The 22,605-nt window shown below is 33.3% G+C and carries 26 protein-coding genes; 9 read left to right on the forward strand and 17 right to left on the reverse strand.

The genetic code is table 11. The annotated features are described in order from the left end of the window. The first annotated feature begins 91 nt into the window (after window positions 1-91). Window positions 92-1,660 carry an Hsp70 family protein gene (locus HA148_RS08055; protein WP_209131767.1) on the forward strand — a complete coding sequence of 523 codons (1,569 nt, stop codon included), beginning with the start codon at window positions 92-94 and terminating at the stop codon, window positions 1,658-1,660. Window positions 1,661-1,667: 7 nt separating this feature from the next. On the opposite strand, the gene pyrR is transcribed toward HA148_RS08055, so the two are convergent. Continuing rightward, window positions 1,668-2,204 carry a bifunctional pyr operon transcriptional regulator/uracil phosphoribosyltransferase PyrR gene (gene pyrR / locus HA148_RS08060; protein ID WP_209131769.1) on the reverse strand — a complete coding sequence of 179 codons (537 nt, stop codon included), beginning with the start codon at window positions 2,202-2,204 and terminating at the stop codon, window positions 1,668-1,670. Window positions 2,205-2,341: 137 nt separating this feature from the next. On the opposite strand from pyrR, the gene gpmI reads away from it, so the two are divergent. Then, window positions 2,342-3,964: a 2,3-bisphosphoglycerate-independent phosphoglycerate mutase gene (gene gpmI / locus HA148_RS08065; RefSeq protein WP_209131771.1), complete on the forward strand. Its 1,623-nt coding sequence runs from the start codon at window positions 2,342-2,344 to the stop codon at window positions 3,962-3,964. A 24-nt stretch (window positions 3,965-3,988) separates the two neighbouring features. After that, entirely contained in the window at window positions 3,989-4,216 is a 228-nt protein-coding gene (gene secG, locus HA148_RS08070; protein WP_209131773.1) for a preprotein translocase subunit SecG, read from the forward strand. A 73-nt stretch (window positions 4,217-4,289) separates the two neighbouring features. Here the strand turns inward: secG and groL are convergent, their stop codons facing one another. Together groL and groES are read right to left on the reverse strand one after the other, a co-directional pair. Then, the gene (gene groL, locus HA148_RS08075; protein WP_209131775.1) at window positions 4,290-5,927 is read right to left on the reverse strand and encodes a chaperonin GroEL; all 1,638 of its coding nucleotides are present in this window, start codon (window positions 5,925-5,927) and stop codon (window positions 4,290-4,292) included. Window positions 5,928-5,978: 51 nt separating this feature from the next. Continuing rightward, entirely contained in the window at window positions 5,979-6,290 is a 312-nt protein-coding gene (groES, locus tag HA148_RS08080) for a co-chaperone GroES (RefSeq protein ID WP_002806275.1), read from the reverse strand. A gap of 220 nt (window positions 6,291-6,510) precedes the next feature. Between groES and atpD the strand changes: the two genes are divergently transcribed. Next, window positions 6,511-7,971, forward strand: a complete 1,461-nt coding sequence (gene atpD / locus HA148_RS08085; protein WP_011863550.1) for a F0F1 ATP synthase subunit beta — start codon at window positions 6,511-6,513, stop codon at window positions 7,969-7,971. 40 nt (window positions 7,972-8,011) lie between these two features. Then, window positions 8,012-8,416 (forward strand): ATP synthase F1 subunit epsilon, encoded by a 405-nt coding sequence (atpC, locus tag HA148_RS08090; protein WP_209131777.1) that lies wholly within the window; start codon window positions 8,012-8,014, stop codon window positions 8,414-8,416. Window positions 8,417-8,419: 3 nt separating this feature from the next. Here the strand turns inward: atpC and HA148_RS08095 are convergent, their stop codons facing one another. The 3 genes from HA148_RS08095 to HA148_RS08105 form a co-directional block, all read right to left on the reverse strand. Further along, window positions 8,420-8,887: a 30S ribosomal protein PSRP-3 gene (locus HA148_RS08095; protein WP_209131779.1), complete on the reverse strand. Its 468-nt coding sequence runs from the start codon at window positions 8,885-8,887 to the stop codon at window positions 8,420-8,422. 107 nt (window positions 8,888-8,994) lie between these two features. After that, window positions 8,995-9,147: a hypothetical protein gene (locus HA148_RS08100; protein ID WP_209132235.1), complete on the reverse strand. Its 153-nt coding sequence runs from the start codon at window positions 9,145-9,147 to the stop codon at window positions 8,995-8,997. 59 nt (window positions 9,148-9,206) lie between these two features. After that, window positions 9,207-10,532: an aminopeptidase P N-terminal domain-containing protein gene (locus HA148_RS08105; RefSeq protein WP_209131781.1), complete on the reverse strand. Its 1,326-nt coding sequence runs from the start codon at window positions 10,530-10,532 to the stop codon at window positions 9,207-9,209. A gap of 74 nt (window positions 10,533-10,606) precedes the next feature. On the opposite strand from HA148_RS08105, the gene HA148_RS08110 reads away from it, so the two are divergent. From HA148_RS08110 to HA148_RS08125, 4 genes are read left to right on the forward strand one after another with little or no spacing between them, the layout of a single operon-like run. Continuing rightward, on the forward strand, window positions 10,607-11,593 hold the full coding sequence (locus tag HA148_RS08110) for a CNNM domain-containing protein (protein WP_209131783.1): 987 nt from the start codon (window positions 10,607-10,609) through the stop codon (window positions 11,591-11,593). After that, window positions 11,590-12,831 (forward strand): GTP-binding protein, encoded by a 1,242-nt coding sequence (locus tag HA148_RS08115; RefSeq protein WP_209131785.1) that lies wholly within the window; start codon window positions 11,590-11,592, stop codon window positions 12,829-12,831. Before HA148_RS08110 ends, HA148_RS08115 begins: the two co-directional genes overlap by 4 nt. Before the next feature lie 8 nt (window positions 12,832-12,839). Further along, window positions 12,840-13,418: a nicotinate-nucleotide adenylyltransferase gene (locus tag HA148_RS08120; RefSeq protein WP_209131787.1), complete on the forward strand. Its 579-nt coding sequence runs from the start codon at window positions 12,840-12,842 to the stop codon at window positions 13,416-13,418. Continuing rightward, window positions 13,415-15,112: an NAD+ synthase gene (locus HA148_RS08125; RefSeq protein ID WP_209131789.1), complete on the forward strand. Its 1,698-nt coding sequence runs from the start codon at window positions 13,415-13,417 to the stop codon at window positions 15,110-15,112. The genes HA148_RS08120 and HA148_RS08125 overlap by 4 nt, the downstream gene beginning before the upstream one ends. Here HA148_RS08125 and HA148_RS08130 read toward each other — a convergent pair. The 11 genes from HA148_RS08130 to HA148_RS08180 form a co-directional block, all read right to left on the reverse strand. Then, complete coding sequence (locus HA148_RS08130) at window positions 15,109-16,167, reverse strand: DUF3326 domain-containing protein (protein WP_209131791.1); 1,059 nt, start codon at window positions 16,165-16,167, stop codon at window positions 15,109-15,111. The two genes, HA148_RS08125 and HA148_RS08130, sit on opposite strands and share 4 nt — an antisense overlap. A 28-nt stretch (window positions 16,168-16,195) precedes the next feature. After that, window positions 16,196-16,387 carry a hypothetical protein gene (locus HA148_RS08135; RefSeq protein ID WP_209131793.1) on the reverse strand — a complete coding sequence of 64 codons (192 nt, stop codon included), beginning with the start codon at window positions 16,385-16,387 and terminating at the stop codon, window positions 16,196-16,198. Continuing rightward, entirely contained in the window at window positions 16,384-16,710 is a 327-nt protein-coding gene (locus tag HA148_RS08140) for a 2Fe-2S iron-sulfur cluster-binding protein (RefSeq protein ID WP_011819064.1), read from the reverse strand. The genes HA148_RS08135 and HA148_RS08140 overlap by 4 nt, the downstream gene beginning before the upstream one ends. Before the next feature lie 16 nt (window positions 16,711-16,726). Further along, the gene (locus HA148_RS08145) at window positions 16,727-17,677 is read right to left on the reverse strand and encodes a F0F1 ATP synthase subunit gamma (protein ID WP_209131795.1); all 951 of its coding nucleotides are present in this window, start codon (window positions 17,675-17,677) and stop codon (window positions 16,727-16,729) included. A 19-nt stretch (window positions 17,678-17,696) separates the two neighbouring features. Beyond that, window positions 17,697-19,214, reverse strand: coding sequence for a F0F1 ATP synthase subunit alpha (gene atpA, locus HA148_RS08150; RefSeq protein ID WP_011819066.1), 1,518 nt, complete (start codon window positions 19,212-19,214; stop codon window positions 17,697-17,699). A gap of 30 nt (window positions 19,215-19,244) precedes the next feature. Then, the gene (gene atpH / locus HA148_RS08155; protein ID WP_025930851.1) at window positions 19,245-19,787 is read right to left on the reverse strand and encodes an ATP synthase F1 subunit delta; all 543 of its coding nucleotides are present in this window, start codon (window positions 19,785-19,787) and stop codon (window positions 19,245-19,247) included. After that, entirely contained in the window at window positions 19,787-20,299 is a 513-nt protein-coding gene (locus HA148_RS08160) for a F0F1 ATP synthase subunit B (RefSeq protein ID WP_209131797.1), read from the reverse strand. The genes atpH and HA148_RS08160 overlap by 1 nt, the downstream gene beginning before the upstream one ends. After that, entirely contained in the window at window positions 20,296-20,757 is a 462-nt protein-coding gene (locus tag HA148_RS08165; RefSeq protein ID WP_209131799.1) for a F0F1 ATP synthase subunit B', read from the reverse strand. The genes HA148_RS08160 and HA148_RS08165 overlap by 4 nt, the downstream gene beginning before the upstream one ends. A 67-nt stretch (window positions 20,758-20,824) precedes the next feature. Continuing rightward, on the reverse strand, window positions 20,825-21,070 hold the full coding sequence (gene atpE / locus HA148_RS08170; protein ID WP_002805169.1) for an ATP synthase F0 subunit C: 246 nt from the start codon (window positions 21,068-21,070) through the stop codon (window positions 20,825-20,827). 164 nt (window positions 21,071-21,234) lie between these two features. Beyond that, a complete protein-coding gene (gene atpB / locus HA148_RS08175; protein ID WP_011863567.1) occupies window positions 21,235-21,960 on the reverse strand; it encodes a F0F1 ATP synthase subunit A in 726 nt (241 codons plus the stop codon). Between the two features lie 23 nt (window positions 21,961-21,983). After that, entirely contained in the window at window positions 21,984-22,460 is a 477-nt protein-coding gene (locus HA148_RS08180; RefSeq protein ID WP_209131801.1) for a hypothetical protein, read from the reverse strand. Between the last annotated feature and the right edge of the window lie 145 nt (window positions 22,461-22,605).

A 22,605-nucleotide genomic window follows, 5' to 3' on the forward strand; every position in this document is an offset into this window, starting at 1 on the left:
AAAAAATTTCTTTAGAATATATTTTACAATTTATTGGGCCAAATCAAAGCATAAATTACAAAAAGAACTTAATTAATTCAAAAAATTTCATATGGAAGAAAATTTAACTGGAACACTTGCTATTGATTTAGGTAATACTAATACTGTAATAGCTTTTCAAGATCAGAAAGATATAAATTCTATATTAGTTGAAATACCAAATATCACTTCATCACCAGGAGTTATCCCAACAGCAGTTTGGTTCGAGAAAGCTTCAAAAAATTTAAAAATTGGAATAAGTGCTTTAAAAATGAGGGATAGCGCTAATTCGGATTTATTTTTTCATTCGAATTTTAAAAGATTAATTGGTAATCCTATTGAAAAAAATCACCAAAAAAATATTTTAAATCCTAGTGAATGTGGCGAAAAATTTTTTAAATTTTTGTTGGCAAACATTCCTCAAAAATATGAAATTAAAAGACTTGTTTTAACTGCCCCGATCGATACATACAAGGGTTATAGAGAATGGTTAACTAACCTTTGCAATGAAGTGCCTTTTGATGAAATAGCGCTAGTTGATGAGCCTACTGCAGCAAGCTTAGGAATCAACATACCATTTGGCTCAAAAATAATGACAATAGATATTGGAGGAAGCACGATTGATATGAATATAGTCAAAATAGAGGGCGGAGAAGGAAAATCTGGCCCAATAGCTGAATTATTAAAATTTAAAGGAAATGATGTAAGCTCAATATCAAAACAAAAAATAAGATGTGCTGAAATAATTAGTAAAATAGGCTCAAAAATTGGTGGTAAAGATATCGATCAATGGATCGTAGATTATTTTATTCAAGATAATAAATATCCAATTAATCTTCTAAAAGCAGAAGAAATAAAATGTAAACTGAGCTCACCTTTAATCAAATATGAAAGTGAGTATTCATTTAAATTATTAACTGAAGATTATCAAGAAAAAGAATTTTTCCTAAGTAAAGAAATATTTGAGAATATAATAATTGAGAATAATCTCATTAAACATCTTAATTCTTTACTTAAAGATTTACTAAATGAAGCAAGAGGTAAATTTTGCACAGTAGATGACTTAAGTGCAATTATTTTGGTCGGAGGTGGTACTCAAATACCAATAATTCAAGAATGGATAACAAAAAAAATTTCAAAAATTAAAATAAAGTCTCCACCTCCTATTGAATCAATAGCTTTAGGAGCTTTAGCATTGACGCCGGGCGTAAAAATTAAAGACATCTTAAACAAAGGATTATCAATAAGATTATTAAATAAAAAAGAACAAAAACATTTCTGGCATCCTATTTTTTACAAAGGTCAAACATGGCCAACTGAAAACCCATTGAAACTCATCCTTCAAGCAAGTAAAAATAATCAAAAAACATTTGAAATAATTGTTGGAGAAACAAAAAAACAAAGAGAATATGATGTAATTTTTGAAAATGGATTGCCAAAATTATCGGAAGTTCAAAATAATGAAGAAACTATAAAATGGGAAAAAACCCCACTCAAAATTGAACTAAAAAATCACTCTAATCTTGGGGAAGATAACTTAAAGCTTTTCTTCCAAATCAATAAAAAAGCTGATTTATTAGTTAAGTGTTTTAGTATTGGTGATGAATTTCTTGGAGAATATAATTTAGGTAATATATTCTGAAATAAAACTACTCAAGAAAAACTCCTTCTTCATTATCTATATTTTTTAGACGTAGGCTTATACTTTCATTTTTACTAGTTGGGACTTTTTTACCACAAAAATCTGGTTGAATAGGTAATTCTCTATGACCTCTATCTACCATTACTAACAACATTATTCTCTGAGGTCTGCCCCATGAATATAGAGCATCCATTGCAGCTCTAATTGTTCTACCTGTGTAAATAACATCATCTATCAATAGAATTTCTTTTTTCTCTATGGGAATTGGAATATCTGTTGCCTTTATTAGGCGAGTTCCAACTCTATTTTGATCATCTCTATAAAAAGTTGGATCAATTGTTCCTTTTCTTATTTTGACGCCCGTCTTTAAGAATAATTCCTTTTCTAACACTTCTGACAAATCAATTCCTCTGGTAGGTATACCAATTAATAAAAGGTTTTCTAGATTTTTTACTATTTCAATAATTTCGGAAGTTAGACGTGAAAGGGTTTTCCTAAGTTCAACTTCCGTAAGTATAGTGATCCTTTTTGAGTTGTTAGACATGATTTATCAATAAAAAATATTCGTTCAATATCTTCATAAATTAGCAAAAGCTAACTATGTTTAATATAAATTGTTAAAGAGTAAGGTTTGAGGTTAGATTTAAGGTTGGATCACATAACAATGAATTTGATCTAAATATGTCAAAAATTAGCAGAAAAAATATAAATAAATTTAGTACTCCTCAGAGTCCTGTAGTTCTAGCAATACTTGATGGATGGGGATATCGGGAAGACACATCCGAAAATGCAATAAAAATTGCCAATACACCAATAATGGATTCATTATGGCATGCATATCCTCACACTTTAATTAGCGCCAGTGGATCTGATGTAGGCCTTCCAGATGGTCAAATGGGTAATTCAGAGGTAGGACACCTAACTATTGGTTCGGGAAGAATAATCCAACAAGAACTCGTTAGGATTTCAAATATTGTAAAAAATAATCATTTAAACCAAGTTAATGAGTTGCAAAAGATTGCTGATTCATTAAAAACAAACAATTCAACATTACACATAACTGGATTATGTTCTGATGGAGGCGTCCATAGTCATATTGATCATTTATTGGGTTTAATAAAATGGGCTTCGGAACATGGCCTCAAAAAAGTTGCTATTCATATCATTACAGATGGAAGAGATACTCCCGCAAAAAGTGCATCTAAATACATAAATCAAATAGAGTCATGTATAAAAAAATTTAATACGGGTGAAATAGCATCTATTTGTGGAAGATACTGGATAATGGACAGAAATCTTTTATGGGAAAGAACAGAAAAAGCATATAATAATTTGACTGATCAAAGTATTAAAAAAACTAATATTTCTCCACAAGAATACATAAAACAGAGTTATGACAAAAACATAACAGATGAATTTATAGAACCTATTCGATTGTCTGAAAACTATCTTAAGGATGGTGATAGTTTGATTTGCTATAACTTTCGTCCGGACAGAGCAAGACAAATTATCAAATCTCTCTCAAATATAGAATTCTCAGACTTCAAAAGAAGGTTTTTCCCAAAATTAGATTTAGTCACTTTCACTCAATATGATGCAAACTTCCCCGTTAAAGTTGCATTTCCTCCTGAGTCTCTCAATAATTTTATAGGCCAAATAGTTTCAGAAAATGGACTTAAGCAATACAGAACAGCCGAAACAGAAAAGTATCCCCACGTTACATATTTTTTCAATGGAGGAGTAGAAATCCCTTTACCAGGAGAAGAAAGATATTTAGTTCCATCGCCAAGAGTCGCAACTTATGACATGGAGCCAGCAATGTCTGCTCAAGAATTAACTATTAGTTGCTCTAAAGCAATAAAGAGTGGAAACTACGCTTTCGTTGTAATAAATTTTGCTAATCCTGATATGGTAGGTCATACAGGCAACATGGATGCAACAATTGAAGCTATAGAAATGGTAGATAAATGTTTAGGTCAGATAGTTAAGGCTACTGGAGAAATGGGGGGAAGCATTCTCATAACTGCCGATCATGGAAACGCAGAGTTAATGAAGGGTCCATCTGGAGAACCTTGGACGGCACATACTATAAACAAAGTTCCTTTGATTTTTATTGAGGGTGAAAAAAGAAAAATCCCAAATATGGGAAACGAAGTTTTCTTAAGAGATAATGCTGGATTAGCGGATATTGCCCCAACTTTATTACAGTTACTTGATCTTCCAATTCCAGAAGAAATGACAGGGAAATCTCTAATAAAAGAAATCGAGTTAAAAGGTTATAATAAAGTAGTTCAACATGTTTGAATATTAATACAAATCTAATTTGCGATGTTACAAGTTTTTAGTTGGATATGGGTATTTTCGGGAATTATTTTGATTCTATTGGTTTTACTCCATAGTCCGAAAGGAGATGGAATGGGAGGAATAGCTGCTAGTGGAAGCTCAATGTTCAATAGTGCAAGTAGTGCTGAAGCATCTCTCAATAAAATAACATGGACTTTTTTAAGTATATTTTTAGCTCTCGCAATAATTCTTAGTGCTGGTTGGATTTCATAAGATTTTCATTAAAAAAAGGGATCATTAAAATAATCCCTTAAATTAAAATTTCAATTAATAAACTAATTTTAAATTAATAATCGAAGTCGCCTCCCATACCAGGAGCACCTGCTGGAGTACCTGAATCTTTTTTCTCAGGTAAATCTGCAACTATGCATTCAGTGGTTAGAACCATTCCTGCTATTGAAGCTGCATTTTGCAATCCTGAACGTGTAACTTTTGCAGGATCAACTATACCAGCAGCGGACATATCTACATATTCTCCAGTGGCAGCGTTAAAACCATCATTAAATGGTTTAGTTTTTACATTTTCAGCAATCACTGCCCCATTAGAGCCTGCATTCTCAGCAATTCTCATAAGAGGAGCAGTAAGTGAAGCTTCAACAATGTTAGCTCCAATCAATTCCTCTCCTTCTAAATTTTTATCAGCCCATTCTTTTAGAATAGGAGATAAATGAGCAAGAGTTGTTCCTCCTCCAGGTACAATACCTTCTTCAACAGCTGCTTTTGTTGCATTAATAGCATCCTCAAGACGAAGTTTTTTATCCTTCATCTCAGTTTCAGTAGCAGCCCCAACTTTAATTACGGCTACACCTCCTGCTAATTTAGCAAGACGTTCCTGAAGCTTTTCTTTATCGTATGATGAATCTGTTTCATCCATTTGCTTCTTAATTTGATCACATCTAGCTTTAACGGCTTGCTCATTACCTTCAGCTACAATAGTTGTAGTCTCTTTATTGATAGTTATTCTTCTACCAGTTCCAAGCATATCTAAGGTGGCATTCTCTAATTTCAGGCCTGCATCTTCAGTAATAAGTTGTCCATTAGTTAAAACAGCCATATCTTCAAGCATAGCTTTTCTTCGATCACCAAATTCAGGAGCTTTTACTGCAGCAACATTTAAGACACCTCGTAATCTATTGACAACAAGAGTTGCTAAAGCCTCTTTTTCGATATCTTCTGCAATAATGACTAGTGGTTTCCCAGTTTTAGCTATTTGTTCCAATACGGGAACTAAATCTTGTACTAAGGCAATTTTTTTATCAGTCAGAAGAATATAAGGTTCATCTAAAACAGCCTCCATTCTTTCTGTGTCTGTTGCGAAGTAAGGTGAAATATAGCCTTTATCAAAGCGCATACCCTCAGTAACTTCTAATTCGGTAGTCATTGATTTGCCTTCTTCAAGGGAGATTACACCTTCTTTACCAACCTTATCCATGGCATTGGCAATCATTTGACCTACTTCTTCGTCATTTCCAGCAGCTATAGTTCCACATTGAGCTATAGCATTGCTATCACTAATAGGTTTGGAATTCTCCTGAATTTTGCCCACCAGAAATTCAGTAGCTTTATCAATTCCTTTTTTCAGGGTAATAGCATTGGCTCCTGCAGCAACGTTTCTCAACCCTGCCTTAACCATTGCATGAGCTAAAACAGTGGCTGTTGTAGTACCATCTCCAGCTGCATCATTAGTTTTCGAAGCAGCTTGTCTGATTAGTGCAACACCTGTGTTTTCAATGTGATCCTCTAATTCAATCTCCTTGGCGATTGTTACACCATCATTGATAATTTGTGGAGCACCAAATTTTTTCTCTAGCACAACATTTCTTCCTTTTGGTCCAAGCGTTACAGCAACAGACTCAGCAAGGATATCAATTCCTCTCTCGAGCGCTCTTCGAGCTTGCTCATTGTAAATAATTCTTTTAGCCATGTTCAGGCAGTAATTTAGTAATAAGTTTTAATAATTTTTGAAACAAATACTTTAGCTTACTACAGCTAAAATATCTTTTTCTGAGAGCAAGACATATTCATCTCCTCCCAATTTTATGTCTGTACCCGCATATTTGCTGTACAAAACTTTATCGCCAATACTCACTTCTGGAGTTTGTCGAGAACCATCGTCATTAAGTTTGCCAGGACCAACCTGAGCAACTTCTCCAACCTGTGGTTTTTCTTTAGCTGAATCAGGCAAAAGAATGCCCCCAGCAGTTTTTTCCTCAGATGCGGAAACTTTAATAAATATTCTATCTCCCAGTGGTTTTACTGTAGAGACTGTAAGTGAAACAGCTGCCATAGATTAATGGAGGATCATGATTGAGACGCTTTGCGTCATAAAAAATGGAAAGAGAAATTCTCCATCCGTATCATCAACAACATAATCTGCAAAGCGGCAATTAAACCATACTTAAACTGTGCGGGTGGCCGAACCCATTTAACGAATCTACCCATGAGATGGTAGTATTTTCGGATTATACGCTGTTTAAAATCAGCTATTCACCACCAATCAATAAAAAATGGTAGCAACTCCATCAACTTCTTCACAAACAAAAGGCGTAGTGCGTCAAGTAATTGGTCCAGTTCTAGATGTAGAATTTCCAGCTGGGAAATTACCTAAAATATTAAATGCGTTAAGAATTGAAGCTAAGAATCCTGCTGGACAAGATATAGCGCTCACTGCAGAGGTTCAACAGCTCCTTGGCGACCATAGAGTTAGAGCAGTTGCAATGAGCGGTACAGACGGTCTTGTAAGAGGCATGGAAGCAATAGATACAGGTGCGCCAATATCTGTACCTGTTGGAGAAGCAACTTTAGGAAGAATATTTAATGTTTTAGGAGAACCAGTAGATGAACAAGGTCCAGTAAATACTAAAGATACTGCTCCAATTCATAGGGCTGCTCCAAAATTAACTGACTTGGAAACTAAGCCAAAAGTATTTGAAACTGGAATTAAAGTTATCGACCTTTTAGCTCCTTACAGACAAGGAGGAAAAGTTGGATTATTCGGAGGTGCTGGTGTTGGGAAAACTGTTCTTATTCAAGAATTAATAAATAATATTGCAAAAGAACATGGTGGAGTTTCTGTTTTTGGCGGTGTAGGGGAAAGAACTAGAGAAGGTAACGATTTATATGAAGAATTCAAAGAATCAGGGGTTATCAATGCAGATGATTTAACTCAATCCAAAGTTGCCTTATGTTTTGGACAGATGAATGAGCCACCTGGTGCAAGAATGAGAGTAGGCTTATCAGCACTTACAATGGCCGAACATTTTAGGGATGTAAATAAACAAGACGTTCTACTTTTTGTTGATAACATTTTTAGATTCGTTCAAGCTGGCTCTGAAGTATCTGCATTACTCGGAAGAATGCCTTCAGCTGTTGGATACCAACCAACTCTAGGAACTGATGTTGGGGAATTACAAGAGAGAATTACATCTACATTAGAAGGGTCAATAACATCTATTCAGGCTGTTTACGTACCTGCTGATGACCTAACAGACCCTGCTCCAGCCACAACGTTTGCCCATTTAGATGCCACTACCGTGCTTGCTAGAGCTCTTGCAGCTAAGGGGATTTATCCAGCAGTTGATCCATTAGACTCAACAAGCACTATGCTGCAACCATCAGTTGTTGGTGATGAGCATTACAAAACAGCCAGAGCTGTCCAATCAACTTTACAAAGATACAAAGAACTTCAGGATATTATTGCAATTCTTGGTTTAGATGAACTTTCTGAAGAAGATAGATTAACAGTCGACAGGGCAAGAAAAATTGAAAAATTTCTTTCACAACCTTTCTTCGTAGCAGAAATATTTACAGGAATGTCTGGTAAATATGTAAAATTAGAAGATACCATTGCTGGATTTAACATGATTTTGTCAGGTGAATTAGATGATTTACCAGAACAGGCATTTTACCTAGTTGGTAATATTGATGAAGTTAAAGCAAAGGCTGAAAAAATAAAGTCAGAAAAATAAATATCCAAATATATATTTAACCTTCAATAATTTTAAATTAATGGCAATTTCTCTAAAAGTTTTAGCTCCCAATAAAAATGTCTATAATGGCGAGGCTGAAGAAGTAATACTTCCTAGTACTACTGGTCAACTTGGTGTGCTTCCAGGGCATATTTCTTTAGTCACGGCTATAGATATTGGCGTTTTAAGGTTAAGAATGAATTCTCAGTGGAAATCAATTGCTTTAATGGGGGGCTTCGCTGAAATTGAATCAGATGAAGTTATAGTTTTAGTAAATAATGCTGAAATAGGATCTGAAATTAATGTTCAAAATGCTGAACAAGATCTTAAAAAAGCAAAATTAGCAATTAGTAAATTCTCCGAAAATGAAAAAACTCCAGAAAAAATAAAAGCCTTGAAAGAGATTTCCAAGGCTGAGGCTAGGATTCAAGCTGCAAAAAACTAATTTTTAAGCAGTTCCACAAAATGTAACTTCGGGAAACTTTAACTTGGCTTCTTCTAATTTTTTTGTTTTACCCTCTTCTTGCCAATAATTTATTACTTCTGTAGCTTTATTCAATATTTCTACTCTTTCATTATCTGTAATCCAACCTTTATTCTCTAGTTCACTTTTTAGTTTTTCCCAAGCGTCATCTCTTGGCCAAAAATAATAGGCAGTTAAAGGACTAGGGCCTCCCCCCACTATTTGATCAACAGCTAAAGCAACATTATCAGGTAACCACAAAACTTTAATGATGAATCTTCCTTCGTCAGGTTTAGGGGTATAACCAGTAGGTACTCCATCTTCATCAATTGTTGCAGCTGCTAATACAGCTGTGGCACCCATCATTCCTGTATTAGGAGAGGGATTTTTAGACTTTTGGTCTTCACTGTTTTTTCCTTTTGAATTTTGATTTAAATTATCTGATGAGGACATTCACTTATTGAGGGTTTAATAAATAATTTATCAGTTTATGGTCACATTTTGATTGATTTATTCAAAAATTCTTGATTTTAGTTATTGATACTTGCTAATTAGAATTTTTATCTATCATGAGAGACTTGATAAAAATCATAAATTGTAGCCTCTAATGAATCCCAAAGATCTTTAGGGATATCGTTTTCTTCTGCAAACATTCCAAGCTGGCTAGCCAAGCCTCTTGCTTGGGAGAGTTTCGAATCATGTGAATCTGACATATTCATATTTGAACTTTAAACTTAATAAAAATAAATCTATTAACTAGATAAGTCAAATTTTAAAATTCTAAATCAGAAATTTCTTTTAATGCAGCAATACTTAAGACTTCCGGGTTTGTATCTTTGACCAGAACATCATCTTCTATTCTGATCCCAATACCTTTCCATTTCTCGTCAATTGCAGGTTGTCCCTCAGGAACTGGAATCCTATCACTTATGTAGATCCCAGGTTCTACAGTAAGTATCATGCCATTCCGTAATGGCACTTCATAGTCTCCCATTCTGTATGCTCCAACATCATGAACATCTAAGCCAAGCCAGTGGCCAGTTCTATGCATGTAAAGATGTTTATAAGATTGATTTTCAAGTATCTCATCAGTACTGCCCGCTAATAAACCAATTTCTTTTAATCCTTCTATGAGAATTTTTAAAGCAACATTATGAACAGTACTAGAATTAGATCCAGTTATGGCACTTTTAATTGCATTTTTCTGAGCGCTTAATACAATTTCGTAGATTACTTTTTGTTCTTTAGAAAATTTTCCACCTATAGGAATAGTTCTTGTTATGTCTCCATTGTAATAATCGGTTAGTGAGCAGCCAGCATCGACCAACAATAAATCTCCCTTCTTCAAGGGTGAATTATTTGAAGTGTAATGCAAGATACATGCATTATCTCCTGAAGCAACAATAGAATTATATGCTGGTCCTCTTGCCCCTTTTTCTAAAAAGAATCCTTCTAGAAGGCCTTGAATTTGTCTTTCATTTTTCTTAGATGAGATAGATTCTCTAACCAGCTCATGAGCTTCTGCTGAGATTTGAACAGCCTCTCTCATTCTCTTAATTTCAAATTCACTTTTAATTAATCTCATCTCATTTAAATAAATTTCTGGAGATTTTATAGAATTTGCACCAATACCCATTCTTGAGCGATTTTCAAGTTGTTGTGAAAATATCTCCAATACTATTTTCTCAATTACTGGATGCTTACCAATTGAAAAAACAATTTCATCAGAACCATTTAAATAACCTGGGAGTAAATCTCTTAACTCATTTATTGAATGGGCTTTGTCAGCCTTAAACTCTTTTTCAGCGCCATCTAAACCCCATCTAAAGCCATGCCAGACTTCGCTAATAACATCTTTTGGTGCAACAAACAAAATAAACCTCTCTCCCTTTGGCTTATGCGATAAGAAAAGAGCAATCGCATCCGGCTCATCAAAACCAGTTAAATACCAAAAATTACTATCTTGTCTAAAGGGATATTCACAATCGGCATGATGCTTAACAAGATTAGCTCCAGGGATAATAGCGGCTTTCCCACCTAATTTATCAAGAAAAATTTCTCTTCTTTCTTCAAAAACTTTATTATTAGGTTTGAACATAAATTCTGAATTGGCGTGTTTTTAAAAAAAATGGAAGAATGAATTAAAACAGATTTAATATTTAATCTATCTTAATGGAACCAAGTGTTTACGGTTTAATTTTACTAATTTTCATTATCTTAATTGGGTCAGCATGTTGTTCGGGAGTAGAAGCAGCTTTTTTAGCTGTCAATTCAATTAGGATTTTAGAAATAGCCTCTAGACAGAAGCCTAAGAGTTCTGCGAATCAACTCCTTAAACTTAGGAGACATCTTGGGAGAACATTAACTGTAATTACAATTACTAATAATGGATTCAACATAATTGGAAGCCTTATTTTAGGAGTATATGGAGCATTAGTAATTAATAGTAATTATGGTTTAACCTTATTTTCGATTGCTTTTTATGTACTCGTTGTTTTGGTTGGAGAAGTACTACCTAAAGCTCTTGGCACACGATTTTCATTACAAATAGCATTATTATCAGTTCCAATCCTGGGTGTATTAAATACTTTAATGAGGCCATTCTTAATATTAATAGAGCAAATTTTTCCAGTTATTACCGCAGAAAATGAAATTTCAACTGATGAAGAAGAAATAAGACAAATGGCAAAGATTGGGAGTCAAAAAGGTTTTATTGAAGCTGATGAGGCGGCAATGATCTTTAAAGTGTTTCAATTAAATGATTTAAAAGCTAAAGATCTAATGATCCCCAGAGTATCAGCACCTTGTATTAATGGGTCTTCAAATCTTGATGAAATTTCACAACTCATAATGTCTGATAACTCACAATGGTGGGTTATTTTGGGAGATAAAGTAGATAAAATTCAAGGTGTTGTCAGACGTGAAAATATCTTAGAAAAATTATTAATTAATGGAGAAAATAAAAAATTATTATCAGAAATTTGCGAGCCTGTGGACTACATTCCTGAAATGATTAAGGCAGATCAATTATTAACAAGATTTGACAAGGATCATAAAGGGGTGAAAGTAGTAGTAGATGAATTTGGGGGATTCGTGGGAATTATTGGTGCAGAAGCAGTGTTGTCTGTATTAGCTGGTTGGTGGAAAAATCAATCATGAAACAATTGATCATTAATAAAAATTATTTACTGTTAAAAAATTGGTGGGAGACTATGGATCTTACCAACTATGAAAAAAGTTTTTTTAATAAAGAAATAATTTCTTTTAATCAACAACTTTTTAGACTCAAAGAAAAAAAAATAAGAATTGGCGCATATGGTAAATCAGGTGTAGGAAAATCTTCTGTTTTAAATTCTTTATTAAAAAAAAATATATTCAAAACAGATATTATCAACGGGACCACAAGAGAAATTCAGGCTGAAGAATGGAAATTTAAAGATCAATCACTCAATAGTATAGAGTTACTAGATTCTCCAGGATTTGATTTCTGCAATATCAAATTCCCAGATAAAGTTTACTCCTCTATAAATCACTCAGATCTGATCTTATTTATAATTTCGGGAGATTTAAATAGAAATGAGTTGAACGAAATCAACTCTTTTATAAAAGATGGAAAAAAAATTATTGTAATTTTAAACAAAATCGATCTATTTAATAAAAATGAATTAAAAGAAATAATTGAAAATATAAAATTTAAGCTTCCAAAAGACTTAAATATTCCAATAATCATTAATCATGAAAACAATCTTAAAAATTACATAGCAAAATTAATCAATCAATATGGTGAGATAACATTAACACTAAATTCTATTCAATTAGCTGACAAATTGTTTCTGAAAATAAAAGAGCAAAGATTGAAAAGAAGGCAGAAATTAGCTCAATCAACTATAGGTAAATTTTCGACTATAAAGGCATCCGCAGTAGCTCTTAATCCTTTTATTTTATTTGATGTTGCTGGTAGTTTTGCACTAGATACTGCATTGATTAACGAATTAAGTAAGATTTACGGCTTAAAGTTGAAAGGTGAATCTACAAGAAAAATATTTAAAAATATATCCATTAATAATTTATGTTTGGGCATCACTCAAGTCGGCGTTAACACCTCTTTCAACCTTATCAAGAAACTAATTCTTTTAACAGCACCTTTTACTAACGGGCTTTCATTATTACCCTATGGACCCATAGCAATTATTCAAGCTGCAATCGCGATATACTCTACAAAAATTCTAGGGAAATTAGCAGCAAAAGAAATATTTGTAAGAAGCAAAGCTTCTTTAATAGAACCCGCTATTTTGATCCAAAATATGAGTTTTAATGACCCAGAGATTTTTAACTACATAAATATTTATTTTTCAAGTAGAAATTTAAATAATAATTTTGTTAGTTTTCTACCTTAAAACTTAAAATGGGAAAAAGCATTGCTTTATTTGGTACGAGTGCTGATCCACCTACTATTGGACACAAAAAAATTCTTGAAGAATTATCCAAAATTTATACTTTTACAATAAGCTATGTGAGCAACAACCCCCAAAAAAAGCACATAGAGGATATTTCAATTCGTAGCCATTTATTAAAAACTCTTATTGATGATTTAGATAATCCCAAAATTTTATTTAATCAAAAAATAAGTAGCCAATGGGCAGTAGAGTCAATCAAAAAATGTAAAGAAATTTATAAATTTAATAATTTAGATTTTGTAATTGGGAGTGATTTAATTAAAGATATTTTCTACTGGAAAGATTTCGACAAAATTATTTTGGAGGTAAGTTTTTTTATAATTTTAAGAGAGGGATATCCTATTGAATCAAATACTCTTAAAATGTTAGAAACTTATAGAGTGAAATTTAAGATTTCAACCATCAAAACCCCAAATATTTCAAGTTCTAAGTTTAGATTAAATTTTAATTGTTCTAATTTACCGTCGTCGTTAATAGATATAGTTAAGAGGAATAATTTATATGAATCCATCAAATTAGTTGAATGAAATTTTTACTTGCCCAAATAAATCCAGTTGTTGGAGATTTAGAGGGCAATGCAAAAAAAATACTTAATATTGCTTCGAAAGCTAGATCAATTTCTGCTGATTTTGTTCTTACACCAGAATTATCATTATGGGGATATCCTGCAAATGACTTACTTTTTAAAAAAAATTTAATCAAAAATCAGTACCAAATTCTTGATCAATTAGCTTTAGATATTAATAAAAAATATGGTAACTTAAGCATCTCAATCGGAATAGCTGAGAAAGTAAATGATTCTTTTTTTCCTAATCTTTATAATTCTATTGCGTTGGTTGAGGGCGGCGAATGGAAAATAATTGCTCGGAAAATTATCCTTCCCACTTATGAAGTATTTGATGAGAAAAGATACTTTAGATCAGAAGAAAAAGTTTCCGTATTGATTAAACAAATTAAAAATAAAACTTGGCGACTTGGCTTTACTATATGTGAGGATTTATGGGTCAACAAAGATATAGAGGGTAGAGGAATCCATAGAAAAAATCCCATTATTGATTTAAAGAAAAAAAAAGTTGATATTTTAGTAAATTTATCAGCCTCCCCATATACTCTGAAAAAGTTAGAGCTAAGATCCAAGGTTTCCAGTTTTGCTGCAAAATATCTTCAAGTACCGCTGATTTATGTCAACCAGATTGGAGCAAATGATAATTTAATTTTTGATGGAAATAGTTTTATTCTTGATAAGAATGGATCTAAAATTAAGCAATTAAAATCTTTTTCGGAAGATCTCTCCAGCTGGGAAATTGAGCAAACAAAACCTGAAAAAAATGAATTTAAAAACTCCGAAATGTCATCAATTTTTGATGCATTAGTCCTTGGTGTTAAAGATTATGCAAAAAAATGTGGATTTAAAACAGCTTTAGTTGGATTAAGTGGTGGTATTGATTCAGCACTTGTCTCAGCAATTGCTACAGCGGCTCTAGGAAGTGATAATGTTTATTGCGTTTCAATGCCCTCTAAGTGGAGCTCATCTCATTCAAAGAGTGATGCAAAAGATTTAGCAAGAAGATTACAGATAAGTTTCAAGAGCATTCCAATTGAAAACTTGATGACCTCTTTTGAAGAATCATTTATAAAAACCATATCTTTCGAGATGGCTGAAATAACAAATCAAAATATTCAGTCAAGGATAAGAGGCACACTTCTTATGGCTTTAGCAAATCAAGAAAAGCATTTGTTACTCTCGACAGGCAATAAATCAGAACTAGCCGTAGGATATTGCACACTTTATGGTGATATGAATGGGGGATTATCTGTAATTGGGGATTTATATAAAACTAATGTTTTTAAATTATGTAATTGGCTTGATAGTGAAGATTCAATTAATAGTAGAAAGTTATATATGTTAGATACTAGTGGAGATATAATTGGAGAAAATATACGTAAAAAAGCCCCAAGTGCTGAATTAGGACCTAATCAATTAGATACTGATAGTCTCCCACCTTACTCTACTTTAGATAAAATTCTTAAAGGAATTATTGAAGAGAAAAAAGATTTACAACAACTAGAAGAAGATGGTTATAAAAAAGATTTAATTTTAAAAATTATCTCACTCATAAAAAAAGCGGAATTTAAAAGAAAGCAGGCTCCTCCAATCCTAAAACTAAGCAGTCAATCTTTAGGAAGTGACTGGAGAGTTCCCATAGCAATATCTTATTAATCACTATAAGAACACTCTTGGATTTTTTTTAAAGGCCGTTTAACTGAATCAAGGTTGATACCTTTTTTGATAGCAAGAATTATGCCTGCAGCTTCTAAATAATTATCAACTTCAAAAAGATTGGGATAGTTATAAAACTCATTTGTCACTTTTAATGTATTTTGATTTTTTACAGAGATAATATTTAAACCTTTTTCAATCCCTGCTAGTACTGCTTCTCCTCCTAATGCACTATTAGGAACAACAATCGATTCAATTTGATCAGGGTGTAGTGAGATTGATCCATTTTTAGCAGGCAATTCAACAATATCAGGTGCATTGCTTAACCCAATCAGTACAGATGGTAAAAAAGTGTATCCTATTTCTTCTGCAGCTGCACGAGAATCTAAATTTTCATTCAATTCAATTGGATTTAAAGCAGGTGCGTGAGCACAGGGAACTTTTAAAAATTTGCTTATTAAATGACTTATGACTGCTTCGACTCCAGCAATAGGATCAACACCTTTCCCCTCTCGATAAATATTTGTTTCTAAAGAATCTGGATCATCAGGAAATTTTGCCACAATTGCTATTGCCGTAACTCCTTTTTCTATTAAACATTTTCCAGCATCAATTAGAGTATCAGGATTTTCAATTCTGCCACCACTGACTTTTGAAGAATCAGAATCAATAACTATGTTTAATGGCTTTTTTGTAATCGCATAAGAATGAACATTAATTCCTAAAGTAGAAACACATGCATCAGCAACTTGTAAATGTCTCACTAATATTTCTTTTTCAATGGCTGAATCAAAAATTATCCCAATTTTCTGTTGCTTTACCCTTTTTAAAGCGATTTCTCCTTTAGCAAGTCGGTCTAAACTATAACCCTCAACATAAAAAATATTTTTATCTTTTTCAGAAAGATTACCACCATTCATAACATTTGGATGAGTAATTAAACATCCACTTGCCGATGCTAATAATTTAGCGGTTGGAAGTGCATCTCCAGCAAAACCTCCTACTTCACAACCAATACCAGTTGGAACTATGAATATTGTTGGTGAATTTTCCATTATTTAAAAATATTTCAATTTATATTTCTTAATTAGCTAAGACAGCTTTAATTTTAAGTTTTTTTGTTCCAAAAGAGTCAATAGAATTTTGAATATCAACAATTGACCATCGAATTAAATCACCTTTTTTTTCTAAATTTGCAATGATGAATTTCCTTAAATTTTTTACTTTTATTGAAGCTGGCCAATCTAAATAGTAATCAACTGAACTTAATTTCATTTTTGATATTTACCAAATTGATCATTATACAAATCATCTTCGACTTCTTTACCAATAACAATATTCAAATCCGACTTGGGATATGCCACACATAAAAGTGCAAAGCCCTTTTCCCTCAAATCATCATTTAATCCCATAGCATCTTCTTGATCTACAGATCCTTCCAATATCATGGATGCACAATCTGTACAAACTCCTGAACAACAACTACTTGGTAAATCTATTCCATTCATTTTTGCCGCTGAAATAATATCTTGATCTTCAGAACATAAAAAACTAAAAGTCTTTTGCTCAAATTGAACTTTGATATTGTATTCAGGCATATCCTAAATCTTATTGCTAAACTGCAGAACCTCCTACAACCTCTAATATTTCTTGAGTAATAGCTGCTTGCCTAGCTTTGTTATAGGTTAGATTCAAAGTACTTGCTAATTCTTTAGCATTATCACTCGCATTATTCATAGCAGTCATCCTGCAAGCGAGTTCTGAAGCTGCTGACTCTTGAAGAGCTCTTAGTACCTGATTCTGTAAATATAATGGTAATAAGGAATCTAATAGTTGATCAGGACTTTGTTCAAAAACAATATCTGATGGCAACTTCTCTGAATCACTTTTTTCCATATTTGATTTTTCAACAAGTAACTTACTATCTTTTGTAGTCAACCTAAAAATTTCATCGTTTTCCTCAGCAATTCCTTGAGGGTCAAGTGGCAATAGCGTTTGAACGACAGGAGCGCAGCTGACTAGAGTTATGAATTTCGTGTAAATAATTTCCACCCTATCAGAATCTTCTGAGAGAAATTCAGCTAAAATTTCATTTGTTACTCCTTCAGAGTCCTTGACTGTGGGTACCTGTTCTAGTTCTTTGAAAGTACTTTTAATTACATATCTATCCTTTCTATTTTGAAAATATCCAATAGCTTTCTTCCCTACCAAAATTAAATTTGGCTGGTACCCTTGTTTGACTAATTCTGCGTATCTTATTTCTACCTTTTTTATTATATTAGTATTGTAACCACCGCATAAACCTCTATCCGCTGTTATGCAAACCAAAGTGATGCTCTTGACTTCTCTCTTGGATAATAAAGGAGAGTCGACAGCCTCAAATTGAACTCTAGATTGGATATTTTCTAAGACCCGAGCAAGTTTATCTGCAAAAGGTCTACTCTTAAGAACTTGATCTTGAGCTCTCCTAACTTTTGCAGCTGCAACAAGTCTCATGGCCTCCGTTATTTTTCTTGTATTTTTAACAGAAACGATTCGATCTCTAATCTCTTTAAGATTTGCCATGGTATCTCCTTAAATAAATTTAAACTGTGGCAAGCATTGATGATTTAACTTCATTTATCACCTCTTTTAGTGTTGCTTCTAATCCATCATTTAATTTCTTTTCTTTAAGAATTTCTTCTATAAATTCTGATTTATTTAACTTTAGGTATTCCCTAAGTTCAGTTGCAAATTTAGTAACATCTTCAACAGGCACCTCATCAATAAGACCTTTAACTCCTGCGTAAACTACTGCAACTTGTTCTGCAAGGTTAAGTGGGGAGAATTGAGGTTGCTTTAATAATTCTCTTAGTCTTTTACCTCTTTCAAGTTGTTGCTGAGTTGCTTCATCAAGATCAGATGCAAATTGAGAAAAAGCAGCTAGTTCATCAAACTGTGCTAGTTCTAGTTTTAAAGTTCCTGCAATTTTTTTAATTGCTTTTGTCTGAGCGGCACCTCCAACACGGCTAACTGAAATACCTACATTAATTGCGGGTCTTAATCCTGAGTTAAATAAATCTGCACTCAAGAATATTTGTCCATCTGTAATTGAAATAACATTAGTTGGGATGTAAGCCGAAACGTCCCCTGCCTGAGTTTCAATAATTGGAAGAGCTGTCATAGAGCCTCCTCCCATAGCATCAGAAAGTTTTGCTGCTCTTTCTAGTAACCTACTGTGTAGATAGAAAACGTCTCCAGGATAAGCTTCTCTTCCTGGTGGTCTTTTTAAAAGAAGAGACATTTGTCTATAAGCCTGAGCTTGTTTTGTTAAATCATCATAAATAACAAGTGTTGCTTTACCCTGATACATGAAATGTTCAGCAATTGCTGCACCGGTATAAGGTGCTAAGTACTGTAAAGCAGCAGGTTCAGAAGCTCCTGCACTAACTACGACTGTATAATCTAGTGCTCCTCTCTCTCTTAATACCTCTACGATGTTTGCTACTGATGCTGACTTCTGACCAATAGCTACGTAAACACAAACTACGTCTTGGCCTTTTTGGTTGATTATCGTATCGATAGCAATAGCAGATTTTCCTGTTTGTCTATCACCAATAATTAATTCTCTTTGACCTCTTCCAACAGGAATCATTGCATCAATAGATGTAATACCTGTTTGCATTGGTTCATGCACTGATCTTCTCTTGATTATTCCTGGAGCCATTTCTTCAATCAATCTAGTGTCACTCGTAGGAATTTCCCCTTTCCCATCTATTGGTTGCCCTAGAGGATTAACAACTCTCCCCTGCATTGCTTCACCAACTGGAACAGATGCGATTTTACCTGTGGACTTAACGTTACTTCCTTCTTGGACACCAAGTGCCTCTCCCATCAAAACGGCTCCAACATTATCATCTTCAAGATTTAAAGCTATACCTTCGGTACCATCTTCAAATTCCAATAACTCACCTGCCATGACCTGATCTAAGCCATATATTCTTGCAATGCCATCACCGATTTGCAGAACAGTTCCTACATTGCTAACACTTACAGATTGGTCATAATCAGTTATTTGTTGTTTTAAGATTGAACTGATTTCATCAGGGCGTATAGATACCATGGATTTAAGAATTTAAGGTTGATTTAAAAGTTACTTGGAAAGGGATAAGCCAAGTTTTCTAATTTGTGAAGCAAGGGAAGCATCAATTACTTTTGATCCTACACTGGCGACGAAACCACCAATAAGAGATGGGTCGATTTTAGTTACAAGTTCTAATTTTTCAGTTCCAGCAATATTGATGATCTTTTTGGTAATTAAACCTTTCTGTTCATCAGTAAGCTCGACTGCAGAAGTAACAGTTGCCAAAGCAATATTACTATTTTCTCTGTAAATCTCTAAAAACCTATCAAGAATTGAAGTGAGGATTCCAATTCTTTGCCTATCGGCCAATAATTTTAAGAAATTCAGTAAAGAAGAATTAACCTTATTTGAAAAAATTTCAATAATGATTTTCTTCTTAGCATCTGTCTCTAAAATGGGAGAGGATAATGCCTTCTCCAATTCAGGGGAATCATTTATTAATTCCAAAAGTTGTTTAACCTCAGAAACCATCTCTTCAGTTTGCGAATTTTCATTCACAACTTGAAGTAATGCCTCTGCGTATGGTGTAGTAACTGAATTTAAAAGTGGCATTAGTTCACCTCAATATTGTTAATTGATTGAGTTACCAAATTTTCTTGTGTTGTTTTATCAAGTCGATTTGGGAGAGATTCTAAAGCTTTCTTAATTGCCAGTTCAACAGCTTCTTTTCTTAGTTGAGAAATTGCTCTGGATGCTTCAGAGCTTTCATCAGAGATTGCACTTTGTTTAATTCGTGCCATCTCCTCTATCGCTTTTTTCTCGCTTTCCATTCTGATTGATTCAGATCTTTTAAGAGAATCAGCTTTAATTTGAGAAGCTTTTTCTTCTGCTGAAGATAAATCTTTCTTCGCCTTTTCTAAAGCTTGAGTTGCATTTTGGAGTCGATCTTCAGCATCTTTTAATTCAAGAAGGATTCCTTCTCTCCTTTTTTGAAGCATTTTACCTAAGAAACCAGGCAAAAATTTATAAAGACCGAAAACCACTACAGCCCAATTAAGGATATTAGTTTCGAATAAATTGAAGTTCAATCCAAAACCTTCTGTAGCTAAAAGAGTTAAATTCATTTTTCTAGAATCAATCTATTAACAATAAGTTCGCTTAGATCATCAGCCTGTTTAGAAAGTTGATCACGAGCAGCGGACGTCTGACTTTCAATTTCTAGTCTTGCCTTTTCTTTTGAAGCATTTGCTTCATTATTAGCAAGTTCTAGTGCTTCTTTATAAAGCTTGTCAGACTCATTCTCAGCTTCGCTAACAATTCTTTGGGCTTCTGAACGAGCACTTTGAAGCTGAGTTAATAAATCAGCTTCTAATTTTTTAACCTCAGAAAGTTTATTTTTGGCCTCAATAATATTATTACTTACAAACTTTTCTCTTTTTTCTACAACATTGCCAACAGGCTTAAAAAAGAGAGAATTTAATATGTAAGTAAGCGCAACTACTTGTATTGCCATTAGTGGCAAAGTGGCATTAATATCAAATAATCCACCTTCTGTAGCACCAAAAAAATTAAAGGCCAACATATGATTCAGTTGAAGTTAAAAAATAAATTTAAATATTGCTAATAATAATTAGAAGCAATATTAACTTTTAGGAAAAAGGATTCGCAAAAAGTAGTACCAAAGCCACAACTAATCCGTAAATTGTTAATGACTCCATGAAAGCGAAAGACAAAAGAAGAGTTCCTCTGATTTTGCCTTCAGCTTCTGGCTGACGGGCAATACCCTCAACAGCACCTTGAGCTGCGTTACCTTGTCCAAGACCTGGGCCAATAGCACCTAGACCAACTGCTAAACCAGCAGCTACAACTGATGCAGCGGAAGTAATCGAATCCATAATTTTGAAATAAAGAGCTTAATACTTGTGATAATCTTTGTTGTCATACACGCTTGGACATCCTTTGTTTTAAGAATGGGTCTGATATTTTCAGACCTACGCGATTAGATATTTTGCCAGATTACAGACCCTTTGTAAAAGCGTCTGCATGTACTAGAAAACAGCTAATGATGTTCTTCAACAGCTTCTCCAATGTAGTAGGCCGCTAAAGTTGCAAAAATCAATGCCTGAATTGCACTAGTAAATAATCCAAGGAACATAACAGGTATTGGGAGAATTAGCGGTACCAAAAAGACTAGAACACCAACAACAAGCTCATCAGCCAAAATATTTCCAAATAGCCTGAAAGAGAGTGATAAAGGTTTTGTAAAGTCCTCTAGAATTTTGAAGGGAAGCATAATAGGAGTTGGATGAACATAATATTCGAAGTATCTCCAACCCTTATTGCTTAAACCTGCATAGAAATAAGAAAGCGACACCAATAAAGCCAAAGCTATAGTTGTATTGATATCTGCAGTAGGTGCTCCTAATTCTCCACTTGGTAACTTAATCAATCTCCAAGGAATTAAAGCTCCTCCCCAATTACTAACAAAGACGAATAAAAATAAAGTACCTATAAATGGCATCCAATCTCTGTATACTTTTTCACCTATTTGAGTCCTAGCAAGATCTCTTATGTAATCCCAGAGGAACTCAAGCAAGTTTTGAAGGCCTTTAGGATCATTTTCCATTTTTTTAGTTCCTAAAGAAATAAAAACTAATAAAGCTCCTAATAAAATCCAAGATGTTAAAAATACCTGCCCATGTAGTCTGATATTTCCAATTTGCCAATAAAGATGTTGACCAACTTCTAATGCTGCAAAATTTGTTAGCAAGGAATTAAAAAACATTTGTTTTGAATAAAAAAATTTACTTAATAACGTGAAAAATAAAGAATGAGTGAAGGCTTATAAATAAAAAAACCTATCATCGCAGGAAAAATATCTAAAGATCCTAGCTTGCTCGCAAAAATAAAGAGGCAAACTGGAACTAATAGTTGCAATTTTGATACACCTGATGATTCTTTACCAAGTTTCCCTATACTTTTGGCAAGCAAACGTAGGTAAAAAATGCCGGCAATTGCACCTGTAAAAATACTAAAACCAAAAGTAAAGCCTAGAAAAATTCCAGTTATTGATGCTAAAAAAATAGAAACAATAAAAGTAATTCCAAAAATTGTTAATTGCAATTTTGTGTATTCGTCATTTTGAGAAAGCAAATAATCTATTAGATTGGCAATGCCAGATTTACTTTCTTTGATGATCGGATTATTTAGGGATTGAGGAAATTGAACATTCTCATTAGAAGGATGCTCAAGTTTTTTTCTATTTGAGTCCACTGATGTGAACATAGCTTAAAAACTCCTCTTTATGGTTTGAAATAAGTATATAAACTCACGGAATCTATCACGGAGAGGTACCTTTTAGCTAGTTTTTTTTTATAAAAAATTAATTCTTAAGATTTATGATGAATTCATAGACCACTTTTTACTTTAT

Source organism: Prochlorococcus marinus XMU1405 (assembly GCF_017696275.1).
GTDB classification, from domain to species: domain Bacteria; phylum Cyanobacteriota; class Cyanobacteriia; order PCC-6307; family Cyanobiaceae; genus Prochlorococcus_A; species Prochlorococcus_A marinus_AB.

Excerpts from the sequence above, each read along its gene's own strand:
- HA148_RS08055 (WP_209131767.1), top strand. The coding sequence starts at position 92 with ATGGAAGAAAATTTAACTGGAACACTTGCTATTGATTTAGGTAATACT.
- pyrR (WP_209131769.1), bottom strand. The coding sequence starts at position 2,204 with ATGTCTAACAACTCAAAAAGGATCACTATACTTACGGAAGTTGAACTT.
- gpmI (WP_209131771.1), top strand. The coding sequence starts at position 2,342 with ATGTCAAAAATTAGCAGAAAAAATATAAATAAATTTAGTACTCCTCAG.
- secG (WP_209131773.1), top strand. The coding sequence starts at position 3,989 with ATGTTACAAGTTTTTAGTTGGATATGGGTATTTTCGGGAATTATTTTG.
- groL (WP_209131775.1), bottom strand. The coding sequence starts at position 5,927 with ATGGCTAAAAGAATTATTTACAATGAGCAAGCTCGAAGAGCGCTCGAG.
- groES (WP_002806275.1), bottom strand. The coding sequence starts at position 6,290 with ATGGCAGCTGTTTCACTTACAGTCTCTACAGTAAAACCACTGGGAGAT.
- atpD (WP_011863550.1), top strand. The coding sequence starts at position 6,511 with ATGGTAGCAACTCCATCAACTTCTTCACAAACAAAAGGCGTAGTGCGT.
- atpC (WP_209131777.1), top strand. The coding sequence starts at position 8,012 with ATGGCAATTTCTCTAAAAGTTTTAGCTCCCAATAAAAATGTCTATAAT.
- HA148_RS08095 (WP_209131779.1), bottom strand. The coding sequence starts at position 8,887 with ATGTCCTCATCAGATAATTTAAATCAAAATTCAAAAGGAAAAAACAGT.
- HA148_RS08100 (WP_209132235.1), bottom strand. The coding sequence starts at position 9,147 with ATGTCAGATTCACATGATTCGAAACTCTCCCAAGCAAGAGGCTTGGCT.
- HA148_RS08105 (WP_209131781.1), bottom strand. The coding sequence starts at position 10,532 with ATGTTCAAACCTAATAATAAAGTTTTTGAAGAAAGAAGAGAAATTTTT.
- HA148_RS08110 (WP_209131783.1), top strand. The coding sequence starts at position 10,607 with ATGGAACCAAGTGTTTACGGTTTAATTTTACTAATTTTCATTATCTTA.
- HA148_RS08115 (WP_209131785.1), top strand. The coding sequence starts at position 11,590 with ATGAAACAATTGATCATTAATAAAAATTATTTACTGTTAAAAAATTGG.
- HA148_RS08120 (WP_209131787.1), top strand. The coding sequence starts at position 12,840 with ATGGGAAAAAGCATTGCTTTATTTGGTACGAGTGCTGATCCACCTACT.
- HA148_RS08125 (WP_209131789.1), top strand. The coding sequence starts at position 13,415 with ATGAAATTTTTACTTGCCCAAATAAATCCAGTTGTTGGAGATTTAGAG.
- HA148_RS08130 (WP_209131791.1), bottom strand. The coding sequence starts at position 16,167 with ATGGAAAATTCACCAACAATATTCATAGTTCCAACTGGTATTGGTTGT.
- HA148_RS08135 (WP_209131793.1), bottom strand. The coding sequence starts at position 16,387 with ATGAAATTAAGTTCAGTTGATTACTATTTAGATTGGCCAGCTTCAATA.
- HA148_RS08140 (WP_011819064.1), bottom strand. The coding sequence starts at position 16,710 with ATGCCTGAATACAATATCAAAGTTCAATTTGAGCAAAAGACTTTTAGT.
- HA148_RS08145 (WP_209131795.1), bottom strand. The coding sequence starts at position 17,677 with ATGGCAAATCTTAAAGAGATTAGAGATCGAATCGTTTCTGTTAAAAAT.
- atpA (WP_011819066.1), bottom strand. The coding sequence starts at position 19,214 with ATGGTATCTATACGCCCTGATGAAATCAGTTCAATCTTAAAACAACAA.
- atpH (WP_025930851.1), bottom strand. The coding sequence starts at position 19,787 with ATGCCACTTTTAAATTCAGTTACTACACCATACGCAGAGGCATTACTT.
- HA148_RS08160 (WP_209131797.1), bottom strand. The coding sequence starts at position 20,299 with ATGAATTTAACTCTTTTAGCTACAGAAGGTTTTGGATTGAACTTCAAT.
- HA148_RS08165 (WP_209131799.1), bottom strand. The coding sequence starts at position 20,757 with ATGTTGGCCTTTAATTTTTTTGGTGCTACAGAAGGTGGATTATTTGAT.
- atpE (WP_002805169.1), bottom strand. The coding sequence starts at position 21,070 with ATGGATTCGATTACTTCCGCTGCATCAGTTGTAGCTGCTGGTTTAGCA.
- atpB (WP_011863567.1), bottom strand. The coding sequence starts at position 21,960 with ATGTTTTTTAATTCCTTGCTAACAAATTTTGCAGCATTAGAAGTTGGT.
- HA148_RS08180 (WP_209131801.1), bottom strand. The coding sequence starts at position 22,460 with ATGTTCACATCAGTGGACTCAAATAGAAAAAAACTTGAGCATCCTTCT.